Annotated in this window: 25 protein-coding genes and 2 pseudogenes; 15 read left to right on the top strand and 12 right to left on the bottom strand. The window is 62.0% G+C overall.

The genetic code is table 11. The annotated features are described in order from the left end of the window. The first annotated feature begins 123 nt into the window (after nucleotides 1–123). Nucleotides 124–885 (top strand): UTP--glucose-1-phosphate uridylyltransferase AglF, encoded by a 762-nt coding sequence (gene aglF, locus DP107_RS03635; protein WP_144260753.1) that lies wholly within the window; start codon nucleotides 124–126, stop codon nucleotides 883–885. 13 nt (nucleotides 886–898) lie between these two features. Here the strand turns inward: aglF and DP107_RS03630 are convergent, their stop codons facing one another. Continuing rightward, nucleotides 899–1,192: a DUF6516 family protein gene (locus DP107_RS03630; RefSeq protein ID WP_202877321.1), complete on the bottom strand. Its 294-nt coding sequence runs from the start codon at nucleotides 1,190–1,192 to the stop codon at nucleotides 899–901. A gap of 137 nt (nucleotides 1,193–1,329) precedes the next feature. Next, a complete protein-coding gene (locus DP107_RS03625; protein WP_144260751.1) occupies nucleotides 1,330–1,842 on the bottom strand; it encodes a DUF7342 family protein in 513 nt (170 codons plus the stop codon). A 157-nt stretch (nucleotides 1,843–1,999) separates the two neighbouring features. Here DP107_RS03625 and DP107_RS03620 point away from each other — a divergent pair, with 157 nt between their 5' ends. The 3 genes from DP107_RS03620 to DP107_RS03610 all read left to right on the top strand — a co-directional run bounded on the left by DP107_RS03620 (nucleotide 2,000) and on the right by DP107_RS03610 (nucleotide 3,849). Then, nucleotides 2,000–2,269, top strand: a complete 270-nt coding sequence (locus DP107_RS03620; protein ID WP_144260750.1) for an AbrB/MazE/SpoVT family DNA-binding domain-containing protein — start codon at nucleotides 2,000–2,002, stop codon at nucleotides 2,267–2,269. Further along, nucleotides 2,270–2,701, top strand: a complete 432-nt coding sequence (locus DP107_RS03615; protein ID WP_144260749.1) for a type II toxin-antitoxin system VapC family toxin — start codon at nucleotides 2,270–2,272, stop codon at nucleotides 2,699–2,701. 161 nt (nucleotides 2,702–2,862) lie between these two features. Next, nucleotides 2,863–3,849, top strand: a complete 987-nt coding sequence (locus tag DP107_RS03610; protein WP_144260748.1) for an NAD-dependent epimerase/dehydratase family protein — start codon at nucleotides 2,863–2,865, stop codon at nucleotides 3,847–3,849. A gap of 43 nt (nucleotides 3,850–3,892) precedes the next feature. Here DP107_RS03610 and DP107_RS03605 read toward each other — a convergent pair whose 3' ends face one another. Genes DP107_RS03605 through DP107_RS03595 form a run of 3 tightly spaced genes read right to left on the bottom strand, consistent with a single transcriptional unit; the run spans nucleotide 3,893 to nucleotide 6,111 of the window. Next, a complete protein-coding gene (locus DP107_RS03605; protein ID WP_144260747.1) occupies nucleotides 3,893–4,489 on the bottom strand; it encodes a response regulator transcription factor in 597 nt (198 codons plus the stop codon). Nucleotides 4,490–4,494: 5 nt separating this feature from the next. After that, nucleotides 4,495–4,917 (bottom strand): CBS domain-containing protein, encoded by a 423-nt coding sequence (locus DP107_RS03600; RefSeq protein WP_185977154.1) that lies wholly within the window; start codon nucleotides 4,915–4,917, stop codon nucleotides 4,495–4,497. Between the two features lie 21 nt (nucleotides 4,918–4,938). Then, on the bottom strand, nucleotides 4,939–6,111 hold the full coding sequence (locus tag DP107_RS03595; protein ID WP_144260745.1) for a PAS domain S-box protein: 1,173 nt from the start codon (nucleotides 6,109–6,111) through the stop codon (nucleotides 4,939–4,941). 498 nt (nucleotides 6,112–6,609) lie between these two features. On the opposite strand from DP107_RS03595, the gene DP107_RS03590 reads away from it, so the two are divergent. After that, the gene (locus DP107_RS03590) at nucleotides 6,610–6,852 is read left to right on the top strand and encodes an ArsR family transcriptional regulator (protein ID WP_144260744.1); all 243 of its coding nucleotides are present in this window, start codon (nucleotides 6,610–6,612) and stop codon (nucleotides 6,850–6,852) included. Between the two features lie 541 nt (nucleotides 6,853–7,393). Here DP107_RS03590 and DP107_RS03585 read toward each other — a convergent pair. Then, the gene (locus DP107_RS03585) at nucleotides 7,394–7,945 is read right to left on the bottom strand and encodes a hypothetical protein (RefSeq protein WP_144260743.1); all 552 of its coding nucleotides are present in this window, start codon (nucleotides 7,943–7,945) and stop codon (nucleotides 7,394–7,396) included. A gap of 164 nt (nucleotides 7,946–8,109) precedes the next feature. Between DP107_RS03585 and DP107_RS03580 the strand changes: the two genes are divergently transcribed. From DP107_RS03580 to DP107_RS21355, 3 genes and pseudogenes are all read left to right on the top strand, one after another. Continuing rightward, nucleotides 8,110–8,739 carry a DUF7437 domain-containing protein gene (locus DP107_RS03580; protein WP_238330762.1) on the top strand — a complete coding sequence of 210 codons (630 nt, stop codon included), beginning with the start codon at nucleotides 8,110–8,112 and terminating at the stop codon, nucleotides 8,737–8,739. Next, nucleotides 8,732–9,280, top strand: coding sequence for a hypothetical protein (locus DP107_RS03575; protein ID WP_144260742.1), 549 nt, complete (start codon nucleotides 8,732–8,734; stop codon nucleotides 9,278–9,280). Before DP107_RS03580 ends, DP107_RS03575 begins: the two co-directional genes overlap by 8 nt. Nucleotides 9,281–9,475: 195 nt before the next feature. Beyond that, nucleotides 9,476–9,943 (top strand): annotated as a pseudogene (locus DP107_RS21355) (HVO_A0114 family putative DNA-binding protein). A 185-nt stretch (nucleotides 9,944–10,128) separates the two neighbouring features. On the opposite strand, the gene hepT reads toward DP107_RS21355, so the two are convergent. Next, nucleotides 10,129–10,545, bottom strand: a complete 417-nt coding sequence (gene hepT, locus DP107_RS03565; protein ID WP_144260741.1) for a type VII toxin-antitoxin system HepT family RNase toxin — start codon at nucleotides 10,543–10,545, stop codon at nucleotides 10,129–10,131. Then, complete coding sequence (gene mntA / locus DP107_RS03560; protein WP_202877319.1) at nucleotides 10,542–10,970, bottom strand: type VII toxin-antitoxin system MntA family adenylyltransferase antitoxin; 429 nt, start codon at nucleotides 10,968–10,970, stop codon at nucleotides 10,542–10,544. The genes hepT and mntA overlap by 4 nt, the downstream gene beginning before the upstream one ends. 266 nt (nucleotides 10,971–11,236) lie before the next feature. Between mntA and DP107_RS03555 the strand changes: the two genes are divergently transcribed. Beyond that, nucleotides 11,237–11,500 carry an AbrB/MazE/SpoVT family DNA-binding domain-containing protein gene (locus DP107_RS03555; protein WP_144260739.1) on the top strand — a complete coding sequence of 88 codons (264 nt, stop codon included), beginning with the start codon at nucleotides 11,237–11,239 and terminating at the stop codon, nucleotides 11,498–11,500. Next, nucleotides 11,497–11,910: a putative toxin-antitoxin system toxin component, PIN family gene (locus tag DP107_RS03550; RefSeq protein WP_144260738.1), complete on the top strand. Its 414-nt coding sequence runs from the start codon at nucleotides 11,497–11,499 to the stop codon at nucleotides 11,908–11,910. Before DP107_RS03555 ends, DP107_RS03550 begins: the two co-directional genes overlap by 4 nt. Nucleotides 11,911–12,589: 679 nt before the next feature. Here the strand turns inward: DP107_RS03550 and DP107_RS03540 are convergent. Genes DP107_RS03540 through DP107_RS20460 form a run of 3 tightly spaced genes read right to left on the bottom strand, consistent with a single transcriptional unit; the run spans nucleotide 12,590 to nucleotide 13,414 of the window. Continuing rightward, the gene (locus DP107_RS03540) at nucleotides 12,590–12,835 is read right to left on the bottom strand and encodes a hypothetical protein (RefSeq protein ID WP_144260737.1); all 246 of its coding nucleotides are present in this window, start codon (nucleotides 12,833–12,835) and stop codon (nucleotides 12,590–12,592) included. After that, a complete protein-coding gene (locus tag DP107_RS20465) occupies nucleotides 12,813–13,157 on the bottom strand; it encodes a hypothetical protein (protein ID WP_202877318.1) in 345 nt (114 codons plus the stop codon). Before DP107_RS20465 ends, DP107_RS03540 begins: the two co-directional genes overlap by 23 nt. Before the next feature lie 35 nt (nucleotides 13,158–13,192). Next, the gene (locus DP107_RS20460) at nucleotides 13,193–13,414 is read right to left on the bottom strand and encodes a hypothetical protein (RefSeq protein ID WP_202877317.1); all 222 of its coding nucleotides are present in this window, start codon (nucleotides 13,412–13,414) and stop codon (nucleotides 13,193–13,195) included. A 110-nt stretch (nucleotides 13,415–13,524) separates the two neighbouring features. Here DP107_RS20460 and DP107_RS03530 point away from each other — a divergent pair, with 110 nt between their 5' ends. The 4 genes and pseudogenes from DP107_RS03530 to DP107_RS03515 all read left to right on the top strand — a co-directional run bounded on the left by DP107_RS03530 (nucleotide 13,525) and on the right by DP107_RS03515 (nucleotide 15,348). Further along, nucleotides 13,525–13,974, top strand: a complete 450-nt coding sequence (locus DP107_RS03530; RefSeq protein WP_144260736.1) for a helix-turn-helix domain-containing protein — start codon at nucleotides 13,525–13,527, stop codon at nucleotides 13,972–13,974. Between the two features lie 132 nt (nucleotides 13,975–14,106). After that, nucleotides 14,107–14,595, top strand: a pseudogene (locus DP107_RS03525) (IS630 family transposase); the annotation flags it as partial. Nucleotides 14,596–14,719: 124 nt separating this feature from the next. Beyond that, nucleotides 14,720–15,022 (top strand): DUF433 domain-containing protein, encoded by a 303-nt coding sequence (locus DP107_RS03520; RefSeq protein WP_144260735.1) that lies wholly within the window; start codon nucleotides 14,720–14,722, stop codon nucleotides 15,020–15,022. 5 nt (nucleotides 15,023–15,027) lie between these two features. Continuing rightward, complete coding sequence (locus DP107_RS03515) at nucleotides 15,028–15,348, top strand: DUF5615 family PIN-like protein (protein ID WP_144260734.1); 321 nt, start codon at nucleotides 15,028–15,030, stop codon at nucleotides 15,346–15,348. Nucleotides 15,349–15,361: 13 nt separating this feature from the next. Here DP107_RS03515 and DP107_RS03510 read toward each other — a convergent pair whose 3' ends face one another. Next, nucleotides 15,362–16,537 carry an NAD-dependent epimerase/dehydratase family protein gene (locus tag DP107_RS03510; RefSeq protein ID WP_144260733.1) on the bottom strand — a complete coding sequence of 392 codons (1,176 nt, stop codon included), beginning with the start codon at nucleotides 16,535–16,537 and terminating at the stop codon, nucleotides 15,362–15,364. A gap of 186 nt (nucleotides 16,538–16,723) precedes the next feature. Between DP107_RS03510 and DP107_RS03505 the strand changes: the two genes are divergently transcribed. Further along, the gene (locus tag DP107_RS03505) at nucleotides 16,724–17,206 is read left to right on the top strand and encodes an NUDIX domain-containing protein (RefSeq protein ID WP_144260732.1); all 483 of its coding nucleotides are present in this window, start codon (nucleotides 16,724–16,726) and stop codon (nucleotides 17,204–17,206) included. Nucleotides 17,207–17,245 lie beyond the last annotated feature (39 nt).

Here is a 17,245-nt window from a genome sequence, read left to right as displayed (position 1 = left end):
CGGGCTTAAACGGTGCTAAGACCTCTATGTATCGGTACTGTTAGCTCCGTATGGACGTGCCGCGTCGACGTCCTCGCCCCCGAGCGGGAAGCTATTTAGGCCGAAGGACACACCGCATGGGGTATGCAAGCCGTCGTCATCGCGGCGGGCGAGGGAACGCGACTCCGCCCGTTGACCGAGGACAAACCGAAGGGGCTGGTCGAGGTCGCCGGGGAGCCCATCCTCACGCACTGTTTCGACCGGCTGGTCGAGCTGGACGCCGACGAGCTGCTGGTCGTGGTCGGCTACAAGAAAGAGCAGATCATCAGCCGCTACGGCGACGCGTACGAGGGGGTGCCCATCACCTACTGCCACCAGCGCGAGCCGCTGGGCATCGCCCACGCCCTGCTGACGACCGAGGAGCACATCGACGACGAGTTCATGATGATGCTCGGGGACAACGTCTTCGAGGCGAACCTGGCCGACGTCGTCAACCGGCAGCAGGAGGACCGCGCCGACGCCGCCTTCCTCGTGGAGGAGGTGCCCTGGGAGGAGGCCAGCCGTTACGGGGTCTGTGACACGAACGACTACGGGGAGATCGAGGATGTGATCGAGAAGCCCGACGACCCGCCCTCGAACCTCGTGATGACGGGCTTCTACACGTTCACGCCGGCCATCTTCCACGCCTGTCACCTGGTCCAGCCCTCCGGCCGCGGCGAGTACGAGATCAGCGATGCCATCGACCTGCTGATCAAGTCCGGCCGGACCATCGACGCCATCCGGATGGAGGGGTGGCGCATCGACGTGGGCTACCCGGCGGACCGCGACGAGGCCGAACGCCGGCTGGAGGAGGGGTACGACCCCGAGGCAGAGGGCGGCGCCGAAGAGGCCGAAGCGACGGAGTAAGTCCGGTCTCGGCTCATTCCGCCCAGAGCTGTTCGATACGCCCCTCAATATCGTTTAGCACGTGACGGAGTAGGTCACGGTAGCCCTTCGGCCACGAACGGTCCGCTCCGGGTGTCTCGGCGTCCGGTGGAGGATGGAAGTGCTCTCTCGTATCGTGCGGGTTCGGATGCCTGTCCCAGCGGCACTCCCAGTTTCCGTCAGCGGTCTCCTCCTGGTAGTGGACACTGAAATCATCGTTCGTGTACCATCGAACGGTCAGAGTTGACGTGGCCTCCGCGGTCGGGTAGTAGTCCTCCGAGAGCGTCACCAGCAGCTCAAGATGTCCTGCCCCGTCGATGAGCCGCGCCGTGGCAACCTGTCGGGTCGTGAGGAGCCGGTCCCGGAGCTGACGTAGGACGGTACGATCGGTGGGGGTTGCACTTCGGAGTCGTCGGGGCCCATCGCTCACGGTGAGGCCCGACCACCAGTGTCGGCGAGTTTCTGTTGCGCTCGTTCGTGGAGGCGGCGGTCGCGGAGTGCCGTCGCCCAGTCGCTCAAATCCGCGTAGACGGTATCGATGTCACCGTCGACCCTGAGTGCGTCGACCTCGTTCGGATGGTCCGCATGGTACTCCTGCTGATAGGAGTCGATCCGTTCGGTCAGGTCCGCGATTCGGCTTCGGAGCTCCTCGAGAGAGTTCGTCGTTGCGAGGCCGTTCACTCGCCGCCACTCGAAGTACGCGTCGTTGCGCTCGTAGGTCACCGGCCGACCGTCGTGGCGCGTCGCGATACCGAGATCGGTGAACCACTCCAGATACTTGCGAGCGGTTTTCGGATCACAGCCGGACTGCTCGGCGATCGCGGTGACGCCTGTCGGCTCCCGCGTCTGAAGCAGCGTCCCGTAGATGCGCTGTTCCACGTCCTCGCCCTCGAACGGGTCGTCGAACGATGGAGGGCCCCCAGTGTCTTGCTCGCTCATGTACCTCCGTTCATCTGAATAATAATTGTTATTCCGAGGAATAATATCCTCTTCCTCGGCAGTTCTGACACGTAGCGAGCGGACGCCCACCCCTTCGGGGGGGATGACAACCACAAGTAGCGCAACAACTATCCGTCACAGCCCTGTCCCGCCGAACATGGCGACCCAAGAGACCCCCGAGGAGACGAAGGTTAGCGACAGCGGCGTCGTCACGGTCCCCGCGAGTATCCGCCAGCGGTTCGACATCGAACCCGGCGACAAACTCCGTTGGAACACCGACGACGAGGGGAACCTCACCGTCGAGGTCGTCCGCGAGCGCTACGGCACCTTCGAGGACTTCGAGCCGGTCCCCATGGGGGGCGACGGTGGAGACACCCACAACCTCGCTGGCCACGGGGCCGATCCGGCGTTCCGGGAGGACTCGTAGATGCCCGCCGCGCTGGTTGATACCGGCGTCCTCATCGGTGCCGCCGCTACCGACGACCAACATCATAATGTGGCTAACGATGTCATCCAGGCTATCGACCGCGGCGACCTTCCGACGGGACGAGTGACGAATTACGTCGTCTTGGAGACGCTGAACTGGATTCACGAGCGCAAGCGCCACGCCACCGCGGTCGACTTCTATACCCGCCTCACCGAGTCGGCTGGGTTCGAAATTGTCCACTGCGCGCAGAAGGACCACTACCGGGCCACCGACCTGTTCGAGACCCACGACACCCCCGCCTTCGGCGATGCCACCATCGCCGCGTATATGAACCGAACCGATATTGAGTACCTCTACACCTTCGATGGCGAGGATTTCGGCCCATTCGACTGGGTGACGCCCCTCGATACGGCCGATAACCCGTTCCTCTGAGCCGCTCCTGGTATCTCAAACATCGCGCGTCTGATATCCAGTAGGACGGGGACAGCGCTTGTCTCGGCAGCCTCCCACGACTGCGGTCGTGGTCTTCTGGCTTGTATCGCTGTGCGGCCGGTCCCGACACCTTTGTACCCCATCCCCGACGACTCCGTTCCATGCAGATTCTCGTGACGGGCGGCGCGGGCTTCATCGGGGGCCACCTCGCCGAGCGGTTCCTCGCTGAGGGCCACGACGTGACCGTCCTCGACGTGATGCATCCGTACTACGACTTGGGCATCAAGCAGCGGACGCTGGAGGGCCACCGCGAGACCGCCGCCGACGCCGGCACCGACTACGAGTTCATCGAGGGCGATATTCGGGATTCGGACCTCGTCGCGGACCTCGTCGGCGACGCGGACTACGTGTTCCACCAGGCCGGCCGCGCGGGTGTCCGGGACAGCGTGGCCGAGCCCCGCGTCTACGACGAGGTGAACGTCGACGGCACGCTCAACATCCTCGATGCGGCCCGTGCGACCGACGTCGAGCGTGTCGTGATGGCCTCCTCCTCCTCGGTGTACGGCGTCCCCGAGTATCTCCCGTACGATGAGGTCCACCCGACGACGCCGGTGTCGCCGTACGGCGCCTCGAAGCTCGCCGCCGAGCGCTACTCCTGTGCCTACAGCGAGGTCTACGACCTGCCCGCCGTCGCGCTGCGGTATTTCACCGTCTACGGCCCCCGGATGCGCCCGAACATGGCCATCACCAACTTCGTCTCGCGCTGTATGAACGACGAGCCGCCCGTCGTCTACGGTGACGGCACGCAGACGCGGGACTTCACCTACATCGATGACGTGGTCGAGGCGAACCTGTTGCTGCTGGAGACCGACGCCGCCGACGGCGAGGCGGTCAACATCGGCTCGACGGACAACATCGAGATCCGCGAGCTGGCCGCGGTCATCCGCGACGAGATCGCCCCCGATCTGGACTTCGAGTTCGACGACCGACACGACGCCGACGCCGAGCATACCCACGCCGACGTATCGAAGGCGGGAGAGTTGCTGGGCTACGAGCCGACCCACGACATCCGCGAGGGGGTCCGGCAGTTCGTCGACTGGTACCGTGCGAACCGGGACTGGTACGAACAGCTGGTGCGGGCCTCCTGAACGTCACACCGGTGTCGGATGCTCCCGTATACCGCCGGCGCGGCTACCACCCGGTGCCGGTGGCCGAATCGGCGTCGCCGGCGTCGAGATTGCGGGTGATCGACTCCACTATCAGCTCCGTTTCGCGCGGGTCCAGTCCGGCCGTGACGTCGCCGAGTTCGACCGCTGCCTGTGCGACCGTCTCCCTGAGTTGCTCGAACGACTCGCTCTCGGCGAGTTCGGCATCGTCCTTCTGGCCCTCGATGGCGGCCTGCGTGACGGAGTGGCGGACGTGGTCACGGACCTCGGGGTCGAGACGGCCGAGTGCGAGCAGTCGCTCGACGGCCCGTTCGAGCGTCTCGCTATCGACCGGTTTGAGCAGGTAGTCGTCGAACTGCATCCCGATGACGTCCCAGTCCGGTTCGACCGCGGTCAACATCGCCACGGGGGCGTCGACTCCGGCCGCCCGGATCCGCTCGAGCACCTCGTGCCCGGAGAGCCCGGGGAGCCGGCGGTCGAGCAGGACCGCATCGACACCACCGATGGCATCGAGCGCGCGCTCGCCGTCCAGTGCCGTCCGGACCGTGTAGGTCTCCCGGAGTACGCTCGCGTACATCTCCGCGAGTCGCTCCTCGTCCTCTACGAGTAGTATCCGTTTCATAGCAGTCATCTGTTATCACTCTCACCACGAGTCCACTCGTGGCCAGCCTTGTCGGCCCGCAGCGTCTCGCTCGTGATGTTAGCAACGTTCGAGAGGACGTCCTCCCGTGTCAACACGCCCACCACCTCCATCCCGTCGACGACGGGGAGACACCCCGTCTTGGACCGCCGCAGGTGGCCGACCGACAGAAGCACTGTGCGGTCCGGGCTGCTGGTCCGTTCGAACCCCCGACCGAACCGGGTGAGCGAGACGTCGCTCAGCGCCTCCTCCGCGCGATAGGCCGCCAACAGCGCTGTCCGATGCGTTATCAGCGCCGTTGGTTGGTCACCCTCACGGACGATGACGTGGTTGATACCGTTCCGGAACATCCGCTCGACCGCCGTCGCAAGCGTCTCGCCCCGCGAGACGTACTCCAGTTCCGTCGTCATGATCTCCTTTACCAACATCGCTCACTCACCGTTTCCAGGGGGTTCACCCGCCGGCAGGAGCAGTGTGACAGCGGTGCCGCGGTCCGCCTCCGACGCGGTCGTCCCGTCGGCCGACATCACGCCGGTTTCGAACTCGACGGTGCCGCCCGAGAGCGACACGACCCACTGGACCAGCCAGAGCCCGAACCCGTCGAGATGGCTGAGCGGTTCCTCGGCGCCGGCCTCCAGTACGGACACCGTCCGAGCCGGTATTCCGGGACCGTTGTCGACGATCCGGACCGCGACCTCGTCCGTGGCCGGTCGCTCCGAGACCGCGACCTCGAGCGCAGGGGTCGCGCTGTCGTTGTGTTCGACCGCGTTCTGCAACACGTTCCGGACGGCCCGGCCGAGCAATCCGTTCCCGACCACCCACACCGGTTCCGGTAGGCTCGTCTCGACGGTGACTGCCGGGCGCTCGGTCCGCAGTGTCGCCACCTGCTCGGCGACGACTCCCGCCACGTCTACCATCCGTTTTACCTCCGCCTCCTCCTGCTCGAACAGTTCCTGCATCCGTTTGACGTCCCGAACCAGTGACAGCGTCTCCTCGACGGTCTGCCGGATCGCGCCCGCCCGGTCGGCCACGGCGTCGTCCGTCCGCTCGATCGACTCGGCGGCGAGCAGGATCTCGTTGAGGCTGTTGCGCAGGTCGTGGCGGAGCACCCGCTGGAGGACGGACAACTGCTGCTCCCTCCGGCGACGGTCCGTGACGTCCGCCGCGACCGCTACCACCCGCTGCAGTTCGCCGTCCTCGATGACCGGCGAGAGGGTCCGGTTGGCGATGTACCGTTCGCCGCCCTTCCGCCGTCTGACGGCCTTCTGTTCCCAGATCTCACCCTGTGCTAGCGTCTCCCACATCTGCCCGTACTCCCCCTCGTCGTGAACGCCGGCCCGGAGCACGTCGATCCGCTCGCCGACCGCCTCGGCCGCGTCGTAGCCGGTCTGTGTCTCGAACGCCGGGTTGACGTACTCGATCTCGCCGTCCGGCGTCAGCCAACTGATGGCATGCGCGGCGTGCTCGACCGCGGTCCGGAACGCCCGGAGTTCCTGCTCCCGCTCGCGAAGCGCCGTGATGTCGCGCGCGATGCCGATCAGCCGGACCAGCTCCCCGTCACGGTAGACGCCCGACGAGCGGTCCCGCAGCACCTCGTCGTTCATTCGGCTGCCTCCTCGTTGTACTCACGGGTCGGATCGAAACACGCGAAGCACGGCAGCGTGTCGCTGTCCGGGCCGTTACATCGGATTAGTCCGTTTGGGCAGGTGGACGTTTGACTCGACGGAAATTGATCCTCGTTCGATTCTTGGTCGGTATCTTCTTGTCCTCTGGTTTCGGATTTAGACATGGCTTCGATGCCTCCGAAGCCCGAGGTCTGGTGTCTCAGCACCAGGCTATTCTGCTCTGTTGAATAGCGACCTCTAGACGGAAGGAAGCGCCGCAGAGTTTGAGGCCACGCCCCTCAACCGCTCACAAGCCGCCTCACATTCTGCCTGCCTACTCAACTACCGCTATTCAACAGAGCAGGCTATTCCGCTCTCCAAGTTACCTCGGGCCCAGATGTTAGTTCGTCCTGCAGGGTAATAACACTGTTCTATTTGCACATTCTAACAGCACATTCATTCCACAAGGTCTAAGAGCACAGAAAAGTTACTATCGATATGGCGCTAGAGCATCGCCACGTGGTTGACTCAGTCGATCTGTCGGAGGCCGATAAGGCTATTCTTGATGAACTTCAAGAAGGAGCCAGAACAAAAGGGTATCTTGTAGATATAACGGGCTATCATCGAAACACGGTCGGGCATCGGCTTGAGGTGCTTGAAGCTGCGGACGCTATCAGGTGCATACACGAATCTACAGCTCTCTACGAACTCTCCGAAGACCCCCGTGAACGTACTGAGTAGCGACGGGCCACCGGCCTGATCAAGCTACCCGTTTTCTGAGAGCCCGTCCCTGACGAGCGGGAAAACTGGAGGAGCAGCCCTTCGCCAACGGGTTGAGCGCCCACTTGTCGCCGGATACGGACTCAGTCGCCGCCAACTCGTCAGGGAGGGTGTCGTAGCGGGATCCGGCGAGCAGTCGTGCGGCGCCGGTCGACACACAATCATCTGAATTCGGGCCCGCCACGCGTATGGCCAACGCGCGCTCGTGTCCTCTAGATGGAGGCTACGCGACATCGCCCACCGGAACCCCGAACAAAGCCGGTTGTAGGAGGCTTCGGCCCCGGTCGCCGACGGTGGCATGTCCGAGCGCGGCCTCGTGAACGGGCCGAATGACGTCGGCACGCCCTGTCTCCCTCGCGAACTCCACTACCGTACCAAGGAGCAGCAGTTGGGGGTCGTGCCGTCATGCGCTCGGAACACGCGAACTCAGGCATCCACTACTGAATGCGGTTCGCCTCCGACAGCCACAGACCGCACCACGCCGCGAGGACGATACGGGGTCCTACGTCAACGGTACCTCGATCGTCTCGGCCAACTCGGCCGCCTGCTCCTCGGCGACGGCTTCGGGCCCCGGATACGGGTCGACCTCCCAGTCATAATGCGCGGCGACCCCCTCACGCACCGCCTCGAGGGCATCCAGATACCCCGATATCGAGGCGAACACCGCCCGACAGGCCGCCTCGTCGATCGACGCTGAATCACATGTGCCGCCGAAATCATCCACGGGCTGGGTCACCGGTAACAGCATATCGAGGTCGAGTTCGAGCTGCTCCTCGGTGAACAACCGCCACGTGTGGAACGTCTCGGCGAACCGAACGAGCGCCCCGAGCAGCCGAACCTCCGAGACGAACGCCTCGCCGTGGCCGATGTGTACGAGGCGCTGGCGTACTACCACCGGCACCCGGGAGGAGATGCAGGAAATCGAGGAACGGCGCCAGCGCGTCGTGGAGGGGGCGCCGACGCTCGAAAAGCCCGAATGAGACTGCTCCTGGACGAGGCTCTGGAGCATGAACGACACCACCGTCTCCTCACCTTCGGGCACGATGCTCTCCATGTCGAGGGAAATACGTCGCCGGGGCCGTTGCGTTTTGTGTCACAATCCTGTGCTCTCCCGGCCGCAGACGCGGGCGTTCGCGGCCTTTCATTTCGGGTCGTCTCCGGAACAGCAAGGGTGGTGCTACCGGAACGCTTTAGATCATAGTTCGCGTACTATGAACTATGTCTGACGCTACACCGCTCGCGCACTCACCGGACGCGGCACACACTGCTCGCCGGTTTTTTGTCTTGCAGGAACTGTTGGGAACGCCCGAACTTGCCCGGTTCTACACCGATCTGCTGATCAACTCCCCGACGACGGTCACCGCTGCCCGTGACCGCCAGGGGTTCTCGAAGAGTACTGCGTACAAGTACGCCAACACACTGGCAGAGTTGGGGGTCGCAGCGGAACTCGACGAGTACGAGGACGGATCGGCGTTGTGGCGCGCCGACCCTGTGAACGGCAACTGGACTGACGAAACGACGCTCGAACTCGGGCCCGTCATCATCGCCGTCTACGGGGCCACCAGTGTCGATGACGATCTCAAGCTGTTCGTTGACCGCCACGGGAAGGCGGCACTCGCCCCCGCCGTCACGGCGACGATCGACTACCTGAGGGGCGACACGACGCGCCGCGGCGTCGCGGATGACCTCGGCGTGCCTGCCGTGGAGGCCATCGGAGTCACGCAGGCGGTCGAGCGAATCATCGCCGTAGTGAAAGACCACGATCCAACACTCGACGATGTCGCGTTCGAGGTAAACGTCCACGACCGGGCGATCGAGCAGGCACCGTACCAGCGCAGCGATGAGTGAGCCGCATCCGTCGCCGTTCCCGACTGCGCTGATTCTCGATACGAGCTTTCTCCGAACGATCGGTGGGGTGGGAAGTGAGTCCTATCAGACGCTCATTGAGAACGTCCAGGCCGAGGCCCGAGAGTTGTACCTGAGTCGTGGCGTCGTCGAAGAGCTCACCGAACAGCGTGGCTACATCAGCGTCGATTGGGTGGACCGAGCGGACACGACGGAGTGGATCACTCTCGCAGGTGATGTCCAGCCAGGGGTTCGAGTACACGACGGCCCGCGTGCCGGCGAAATCATGGACCGCGTTCACGAGCGGTTGGCAGCGTTCGAACAGGCGAACCCCGATGAGTTACGAAAGACGGACTCGGAACTGCCAGCCGTCGGCGTGATGCTTCTCGGCTCCACGTCACACGATTCTGTCGGAATCCTGATCGACGACCGGAACGCCGAGCGGGCAATTACTGGCGTCATCAAGAACTCATACTACGAAGGACGTATCCGCGTTATCGATGTCTGGACGGCGATTGCATACATGGAGTCACAGCCTGAGTAGGCGGGGATTCCCGCAGGGGCGCCGTACAGTCCAGGACAAGAGTAGTGCTGACACGCTCTTGGGACGATACCGCGCCCTATCACCTGGATGTCGGACGGCACCACCGACACTCACCTGCGGGCGACATAACGGAGCCGGCGTTCATAGGGCTCTCCGACCTAATCGAGGACGTCCAGACCGAGGTGACTGAAATCCATGAGCAACGAACCGACTGATACCGAACCCACGCACGATGAATTCACGCCCGATCCGGGCGAGACTGAATACCCGTCGACCCTCCGCATCACGTCGCTCCCAGCGGCGCAGGCATAGGCGGCGACCGTCGAACGCGCCGAACGGTGGGAGGATGGCGAGGGGGTTCCCCACGTGGTCAACGTTGAGGACCGAGCGCGGCTCCGCAAGCTGCTGACCGACCGGCGGATGGAACTGCTCGAAGCGGTGATGCAGCACTCACCCGAGAGTATCCGCGCGCTGGCGGCCCGCCTCAATCGTGACATACACGATGTGCACGACGACCTGCACCTGCTGGCCGAGTACGAAATCATCCACTTCGAGTCGGACGGCCGCGCGAAGCAACCGTACGTCCCCTACGACACGGTCCGGATCGAAGTCGAGTTCGGCCTGCCCCACGGCGAAGAGTCAGATTCGGCCGCGTCGGCGTGAGTCCCAACACGGTCTACAGATAGACAAGACGAGTAGTTCGAGGCTTGCCCCTGAGGGTGAAGCCGACACCAAATGAAACCCCACTGCGAATATCATGTTCAGTTGGTGACACCCCGGTCGACCACAGCCACGACTGGTTCGCCGTCGCATGGAATCACGAGAGCGTTCTTTATGAATAACGCGCGTCACGAGAGCGGACGGGTGAACGCACACCGACCTCCTCCCACGATCAAATCGTGATCGATGATGTTGCCGTAGGTATGGGACAAGACGTTCCGGAATCGCGCTCCCTGTGCCATCTCCTCGACCAGTGGGCCCGAGACAACACCCATCTCACCGAGTGCCCGCATCGATTCGGGATTGCTCGCTGGCGGCTCGCTACGCTCGTGTTTGACCAATTCTTCAGCAATATCGATTGCAGCCTCGGTCATCTTCACGAACCTCCGCTCGACGATGTCGCGAGTGTCCGAGTCGGACTTGTAGTCCTCGCGGCTGACGTGCTGCTTGCGGGCGAGCACACCGAGACTCTCTTCGATGGTTTCGATAGCGGTCAGTACTCTGTCGAGGCGATCCGCTGGGACCCCATCGCGATCATCCGTCATCCGTCGTCCTCTGTGTCGCCCGTTGCTGGCACCCCAGTATCGCTGTTGTCGAGATGCGCGTCGATTCTGTCGAGCGCCGCATCAAACTGTTCACGGGGTGACGGCTGCTCGGACTCGGCCGCGGATAGCTGCCGGCGAAGCTCGGTAGCATGCTCCTGCTCGCCGACGAGGAGCACCCCGTTCTCGAAGATCGCCGTCGCAAGTGACGACGAGGCCCCGTGGAGATCCACGAGATCCCCGTCATCCGTCCCAAGCACGTCACTGAGATCAGCACTGAGCCCGAGAAATACATTATTGTGACCCGGCTCGGTTGGCCGGTGGGTGTCGAATTCGACCGCGATATTGATATCGCTCTTCGAGTGTGTCGTCCCCGTTGCGTGAGAGCCGAAGAGAATTGCGAGCCGGACGGGGTGCTCCCGAAGCACTTCCTGGAGAGCGTCGAGGTCGAGGGACGTATCAAGCGTAGTCGACCCAGCAGTTCTGATTGGGAGAAACCAGACTCCCAGGTAATATAAAAACTCAGGTGGGGGGGATTCCGCTCTCGCTCGTCTTCGCCGATGGCCTGTAGTCGAGATACACTACCACGAGCGCACCGATAAGGAGATCATGGAACAGCGACGGGGGTAGTTGGGAGACATTTAGCAGCAGTCGCGAGCCAACCATTATTATGTAAGGAATTCTTACGTATGCTATGGCCTCCGACGAACCAGAAGTAACTACGGTTACCTCGAAGGGACAGATCACGATTCCCAGCCGGCTCAGGGATCAATTCGGTCTTGAACAGGGGACGAAGCTCATGGTCGTCCCGACGGAGTACGGGCTTGTATTGAAGAAGGTCGAACTCCCTTCGATTGCAGAGTTCCAACAGCGTGTCGAAGACCGGACGGACACAGTCGAACTGTCGCTCGATGAGGTTACCCAGCTCGTCCACGAGGCACGAGGCAGTGAGGAATGAGGGCGGTTCTGGATACGAATGTGCTCATTTCGGGGGTCATAGCAACCGGTGTGCCACATGAACTTCTCCTCAAGGGATTCAATCGGGAGTATCAGATCGTCGTCTCTGTAGAGACGCTCACGGAGTTCCGCAAAACATTGCACAAGTATCCCGAGCGGTTCCAACTGAGCGACCACGAGATTCAGCAGGAGATCGAAACGATTCGGTACTTTGCGGAGTTCGTCGATCCGCAGGAAGACATCACCGCAGTTGAAGCCGATCCTGACGATGATAAATTTCTTGAAGCCGCTGTCGCTGGTGACGTTGACTACGTTGTCTCTGGGGATGGACATCTGCTCGACCTCCAGTCATTCCGTGGCATCGAAATCGTCGAACCACGAACCTTCTACGAATACCTCAACGCACAGTAGGTCGTTTGTAGCGAACAATTCTGGGGGAGTAACATCCGAGTGTCCAAACCCTCCTATGATATCTTGCCAGGAGGCATGTCAGTCTTGAAGCGGCGCGGGCGCTCCGCGGGCAGAACCGTATTGCAACTAGTATTACAGGCTCTCGACATACAACCGCCGGGCCTCACGACGCACCGACTCGATAAAATGCCCTACCACCATTCGATGGCCTCGGGTTGACGTCAAACCGTTTCGAGGTCACCTGCCTCGTTGCTACCTCCACAGTTTAGTTATATAGTGGAGAGAAAGGCTATCCATGGGTAGTAAAAGTATCCAGAACAGTGCAACACTCGAACTGTCAGTGCCCGTCCCTTCCACTGACCTCTTCAGTCACAGTTGCTCTGCTCATCGGTCCACAACTGAAGTCGTGAGCTTGTCCGTGGACTTCTGGTCTGCCTCCGACGTGGAGGAGGCGGTGCACTCGCCAGTCCCGTTCAGCGTCCCGGAATTAAAAGCGAGATGACCGTCGCCCAACCCATCGGGACGTTTGCCCGATGGTACAGTTAGCAATTTGAAGCCAATGCCCGTGACCATGTTGTAGTCACCGTCGATTGGATATCCACAGTCGTTGTACTCGAACCAGCCATCGGCATTATCGGCCGGCGCGTGCTGTGTAACACCCGCTGAGACCACCCGCGGGTCACTGACCAGAAGAATCCGAGTATTCGCGACCGGCCCGCTCTACGCGTCTGCGATGTTCGACATCGATGTCGGACTGACGAGCAGACTCGAGTTGTGAGTTGATGAGGCGGTTCTGTTGGTCACCCCACTCGTCTGCATCGTGCGTTTTGATGAATTCGACCCAGCGGTTGATACTGCTGAGGCGCTGCTGACGATTCCGTTCGTGCTTCGCCTCGATATCCTCACGCCTGTTTGAGTCGCTCATAGTCTCCCTCGACGCCGGGGTTCGTAACCCAATGTTCGAGCGCAGGGGTGCTAACACTTTCCTCGAACAGCGAATGGAGGTGGAGGGCGTCCTCGAAATCCTTCGGAGTACCCAGATACAGTTTGTAGGCAATCTGAAGCTCGAGGGGACCGATGGGGAGTTCCTCGTTGACGCTAGTGAGTTTCGCGGTGATTCGATTCTCGAGAGAGGCCCGGTCGTACTCGTCGCTGACGAATTTGGCTTCGAGATGCGGAACCATCTCACCGTCGCGGGCGACCCAAATATTGTCTTCGAGCACCTCCTCCATGGAGTCGAGGGGCATGGCTGGCCCCCACAATCCATTATCCTTGAGTTTCGTCACGAGCTGGTTGATTTTGTCGGATGTAGTGCGCGCGAGCAGGACTCGATGTCCTCTGTGGCTCTGGCTCTCCCAGTCAGAATCGCGACGTACCCGCTGATGAAGACGTGACCGATGCCGATTTGATCGAGAAGCGTGGAGAACAGAATCGCGAGTTCGTCCAGGTCGTTCGGCTCCCGATCGACGAGGAGCGTCCCATCGCGAAGTTCGATTCCGCCCATGATTGCTCCTATTTCGGGAGGGGTATAACACCATGGAGACGAGTACATCAGCAGCACTGCCTGATAGTGTCTAGGGAACTGTTTTACCGATAGAGACGCTGGCGTTTGTAATGGGTCGGCTTGACCATATCACGCTCGAAGAGCTCTACGATCTCAAGGACCAGATCGACGAAGGGAAGCCGCGAGAACGTGTTCTCGCGGCGATCGGGCGCAAGCAGGGCGATCAACTGGAGACACTGGCTGACCGCCACGGTGTTGTCGAGAAAACGATTCGCAACTGGCTCGATCGGTTCGAGGAAGAACCGATCGAGCAGGCACCTTACGACGCTCCTCGACCAGGAGGTCCAGCAAAAATCGAGGGCGAAGATCGTGAGCGACTGTTCGAGCAGTTGCAACAGCCGCCGACCGAACTCGGATACGACCAGCAAGCGTGGTCAGCGAAACTGTTGCTTCATCACGCCAAAGCGGAATACGGCGTCGAATACCACGAAACCTACGCGTATGACTTGTTGGAAAGAGGCCGGGCTGTCCTTGCGGACAGCCCGGCCTCAACATCATGAAGCCGACCCTGAAGAGAAAGCTGAGTTTCAGGAGACAGTCGAAAAAAACGGCCCGAACTAACCGAGAAAACTGTCGTTGTTGTCGATCAGTTCACCAAGCACGTCGGAACTGTTCAGCGACGTGGCTTCTACCCAATTGGCTCAAACCCGAGAATAGAGGTTGCAACAGCGTGGGACTCAGTGACGGTGCTGGGCGCTGTCACCGACGACGGTGACAGCTTCTTCTGCTGGACAGAAGAGAATCTCACACGGAACCACGGGATTCGGCTGTTAGAAGCGCTGAAAGACAAGTTCGGTGAGGAGTTAGTGGTGTTTCTGGATCGAGCGGGCTACTTCTACGCGAGGGATCTGTGGGAGCACGTGAGTGGTGAGCGCGAGACCGAAACTGTCGGAGACAGTTCGGTCTCGTGCGTGCGAGGGAATGATCTCGAAGTGTGGTACTTCCCGTCGAAACTTCCCGAATTGAACGCTGTCGAAGGGTGCTGGGACCAATTGCAAGAGTGGTTCAAGTACCGGCTTATGCCAGATCTCTCGACGCTGAAAAGATACATTCCACGAGGATTGAGCGCGATCACCGAACCAAACATCTGGCCGTATCTCACCGGTAAAGATTCGAACTAAACACTATGAGACTCCCGTTTCCCGGCGCGAGCGGCTCCCAGGGCGGGATGTGTCCTTTCGGAGTCGAGAACGAACGACGCCCCCGCGCCAGTATTTAAATACGACCAGGGCACTACTGACCACCATGGCCAATATCGTGACCGACGAGGCGATCCGGTTCGGCAAGCCCCGGATCGAGGGGACGCGAATCACCGTCCTCGATATCAAGCGTCGCGTCGTGGACGGCGATGAGGATCCGTTTGCAGTGGCCGCGGAGTACGAACTCGATGCAGCGGCTGTGTTCACTGCGCTCGCCTATTATTACGACAACGTCGAAGCGATGCAGGCACTGGAAGCCGAGCAGGAGGACCGACAGCGCGAGATCCGTCGCGAATCCCGGTCCCTGCGCGATCGGCTCGAGGATGAGCCCACCTCCGAAGAGGCCTGACCGCGATGCGACTTCTGGCCGACGTCCATGTCAAGTCGGCTTATCTGAGCGCGCTCCGCGCCGACGGCCACAAGATGACACGTGTCGTTGACACGCTGGAGCCGACCGCGTCCGATTCTGACATCGTCGACCACGCTCGTGAGCTGGACGCTATAGTGCTGACCAACGACGCGAAGGATTTCACTCGCTTCGAGGGTCATCCGGGCATCGTAATCGTTCCACAGACAGGGACCAGCGCGGGAGAGGTGGCGGCAGCGGTCTCCCGGATCGAACGGCTCGTTCCGGACCTGACGGGACAGGTACTGTACGCCACCGACTGGGTATAGACTCTCTTTTCCCCTACTCCACGTCCTCCTGCAGCGCGTCGGGGAGGAACCGGTCTTCGTGGGCCGTCACCACGTCTTGGTACGCCACGAGCGAGGAGATCGCGTCCCGAACACCGCCCTCGAAATCCACCCGCTGCGAGCCGATCAACTCCATGTAGCGGTCGTTCTCGATCTCCATCGCGTGCTCCTCGTCCTCGTCACGTGGGTTCTCGACGTGCGTGACCTCCGTGTCGAGCCCGTGCTCCTGGGCCACCTCGGCGATCGTCTCGGCGACCTCGACGATACTGATTGCCCGCGTGACCTGATTGTAGACCACGTGCTCCGCAGGCCGGTCATCGACATCGTTCAACGCCAGTCGTGCCAGCCCCTCGACGGCGTCCTCCAGCGAGATGAACGGCTTGCGCTGCTGGCCCTTCCCGTACACCGTGAGCGGATACTCCGCGACGGCCTGCGCGCAGAAGCGATGCGAGACGACCCCGAAGTAGTAGTCGAAGTCGAACCGCGTCCGGAGCCGCTCGTCGGCCGCGGTCTCCTCCGTCTCGGTTGTGTACGTGATGGCCGTCCGCACGTCCGAAATCGGGATCCCGAACTGCTGGTGTGCGAGCCTGAGATTAGCGGCATCGTGACTCTTCGTCAAGTGATAGAAGGACCCCGCCATCGCCGGGAACGGCACCTCGTCGCGCTCGCCCTGGTTCTCCATGACGGCGCCGCCCTCGGGGATGGGGAAATCAGGGCTCCCGTACACCCCAGTTGTCGTTGTTTCGATGAGATGGGTATCGCTCAGCCCGTTCTCGGCCAGTCCGAACGCGAGGTTCCGGGTGGCCTGCATGTTGTTGTGCTGCGTGTAGTTCGCCCGCTCGCCGTTGATCTGTGAGTACGGCGCACTCGGCTGCGCGGCCGCATGGACCACGACCCGCGGTTCGTGGACCTGTAGCAGTTCGTCGACGAACGAGCGCTCGGTCAGGTCGCCCTCGACGAACGACAGGTTGCCGTAGCCCTGCTCCTCGGCCGCGGCAAGGCGCTGGTTGATACTCGCGATGGGGACGGCGCTCTTCGAGCCGACCTCCTCGACCCACTGCCGCCGGGCGAGGTTATCGACGCCCACGACACGTTCCTCGGTGCGGTTCGCGATGCGGAGCGCGGTGGGCCACCCGATGAAGCCGTCCGCGCCGGTCACGACGATCGTCATTGGTTACTCACTTAGCGAGTAACTTGCTGGCTACAAATATCTTGTTACACGAGCGGCGTCCCCGCGATTAGAGAGCCCCGACCCGCCGGGGCACTCGCCGAGGCGCCGGTCTAGGGCACCACTCGCCATCTCACGACAACTGGGGCCGACCGAACCGCCTTTCGCCCCGTCACCGTACCATCGGCTATGGAGGTTCACGACGAGCGTGTTCCCGAAGGGACGTTCCGCGAGTTCATTGCTCGGATGCCACAAGTTTGCGCGGAGACCGTCGTCGAACGCGCCGACGGGGCCGTCCTCCTCGCTCGGCGGACGAACGAGCCCGTCCGCGGCGCGTGGTTCTGGCCGGGGAGCCGTCTCTACAAGGGTGAGTGGCTGGAGGATGCCGCCCGGCGCGTCGGCCGCGAGGAACTCGGACTCGACCTCACCATCGGCGACCGGCTCGGCGTCTACGAGCATCGCTGGGAGACGAGTGCGCCAGGGCCGAGCCGGCATACCGTCAACATCGTCTTTCGAGCGCGTGCCGCAGTTGACGGCCTCTCAGGTGATGATGTGACGCTCGACGACCAGCACGACGCCGTCCGGTTTGTCCAGCCCGACGACGTGGACGACGAGTACCACGAGTACGTGCAGCAGTACGCGCGTGACCTGCAAGCTGTGCGGAGTTCGTAGGCCAGGCACCTGTAAATCGGGAGGTAAATTACTTCTGAG

The sequence above is a fragment of the Haloglomus irregulare genome, from assembly GCF_007421925.1.
GTDB lineage: Archaea > Halobacteriota > Halobacteria > Halobacteriales > Haloarculaceae > Haloglomus > Haloglomus irregulare.
Note: the sequence above shows the minus strand (reverse complement) of the source record. Positions and strands in the feature narration are given on the sequence as shown.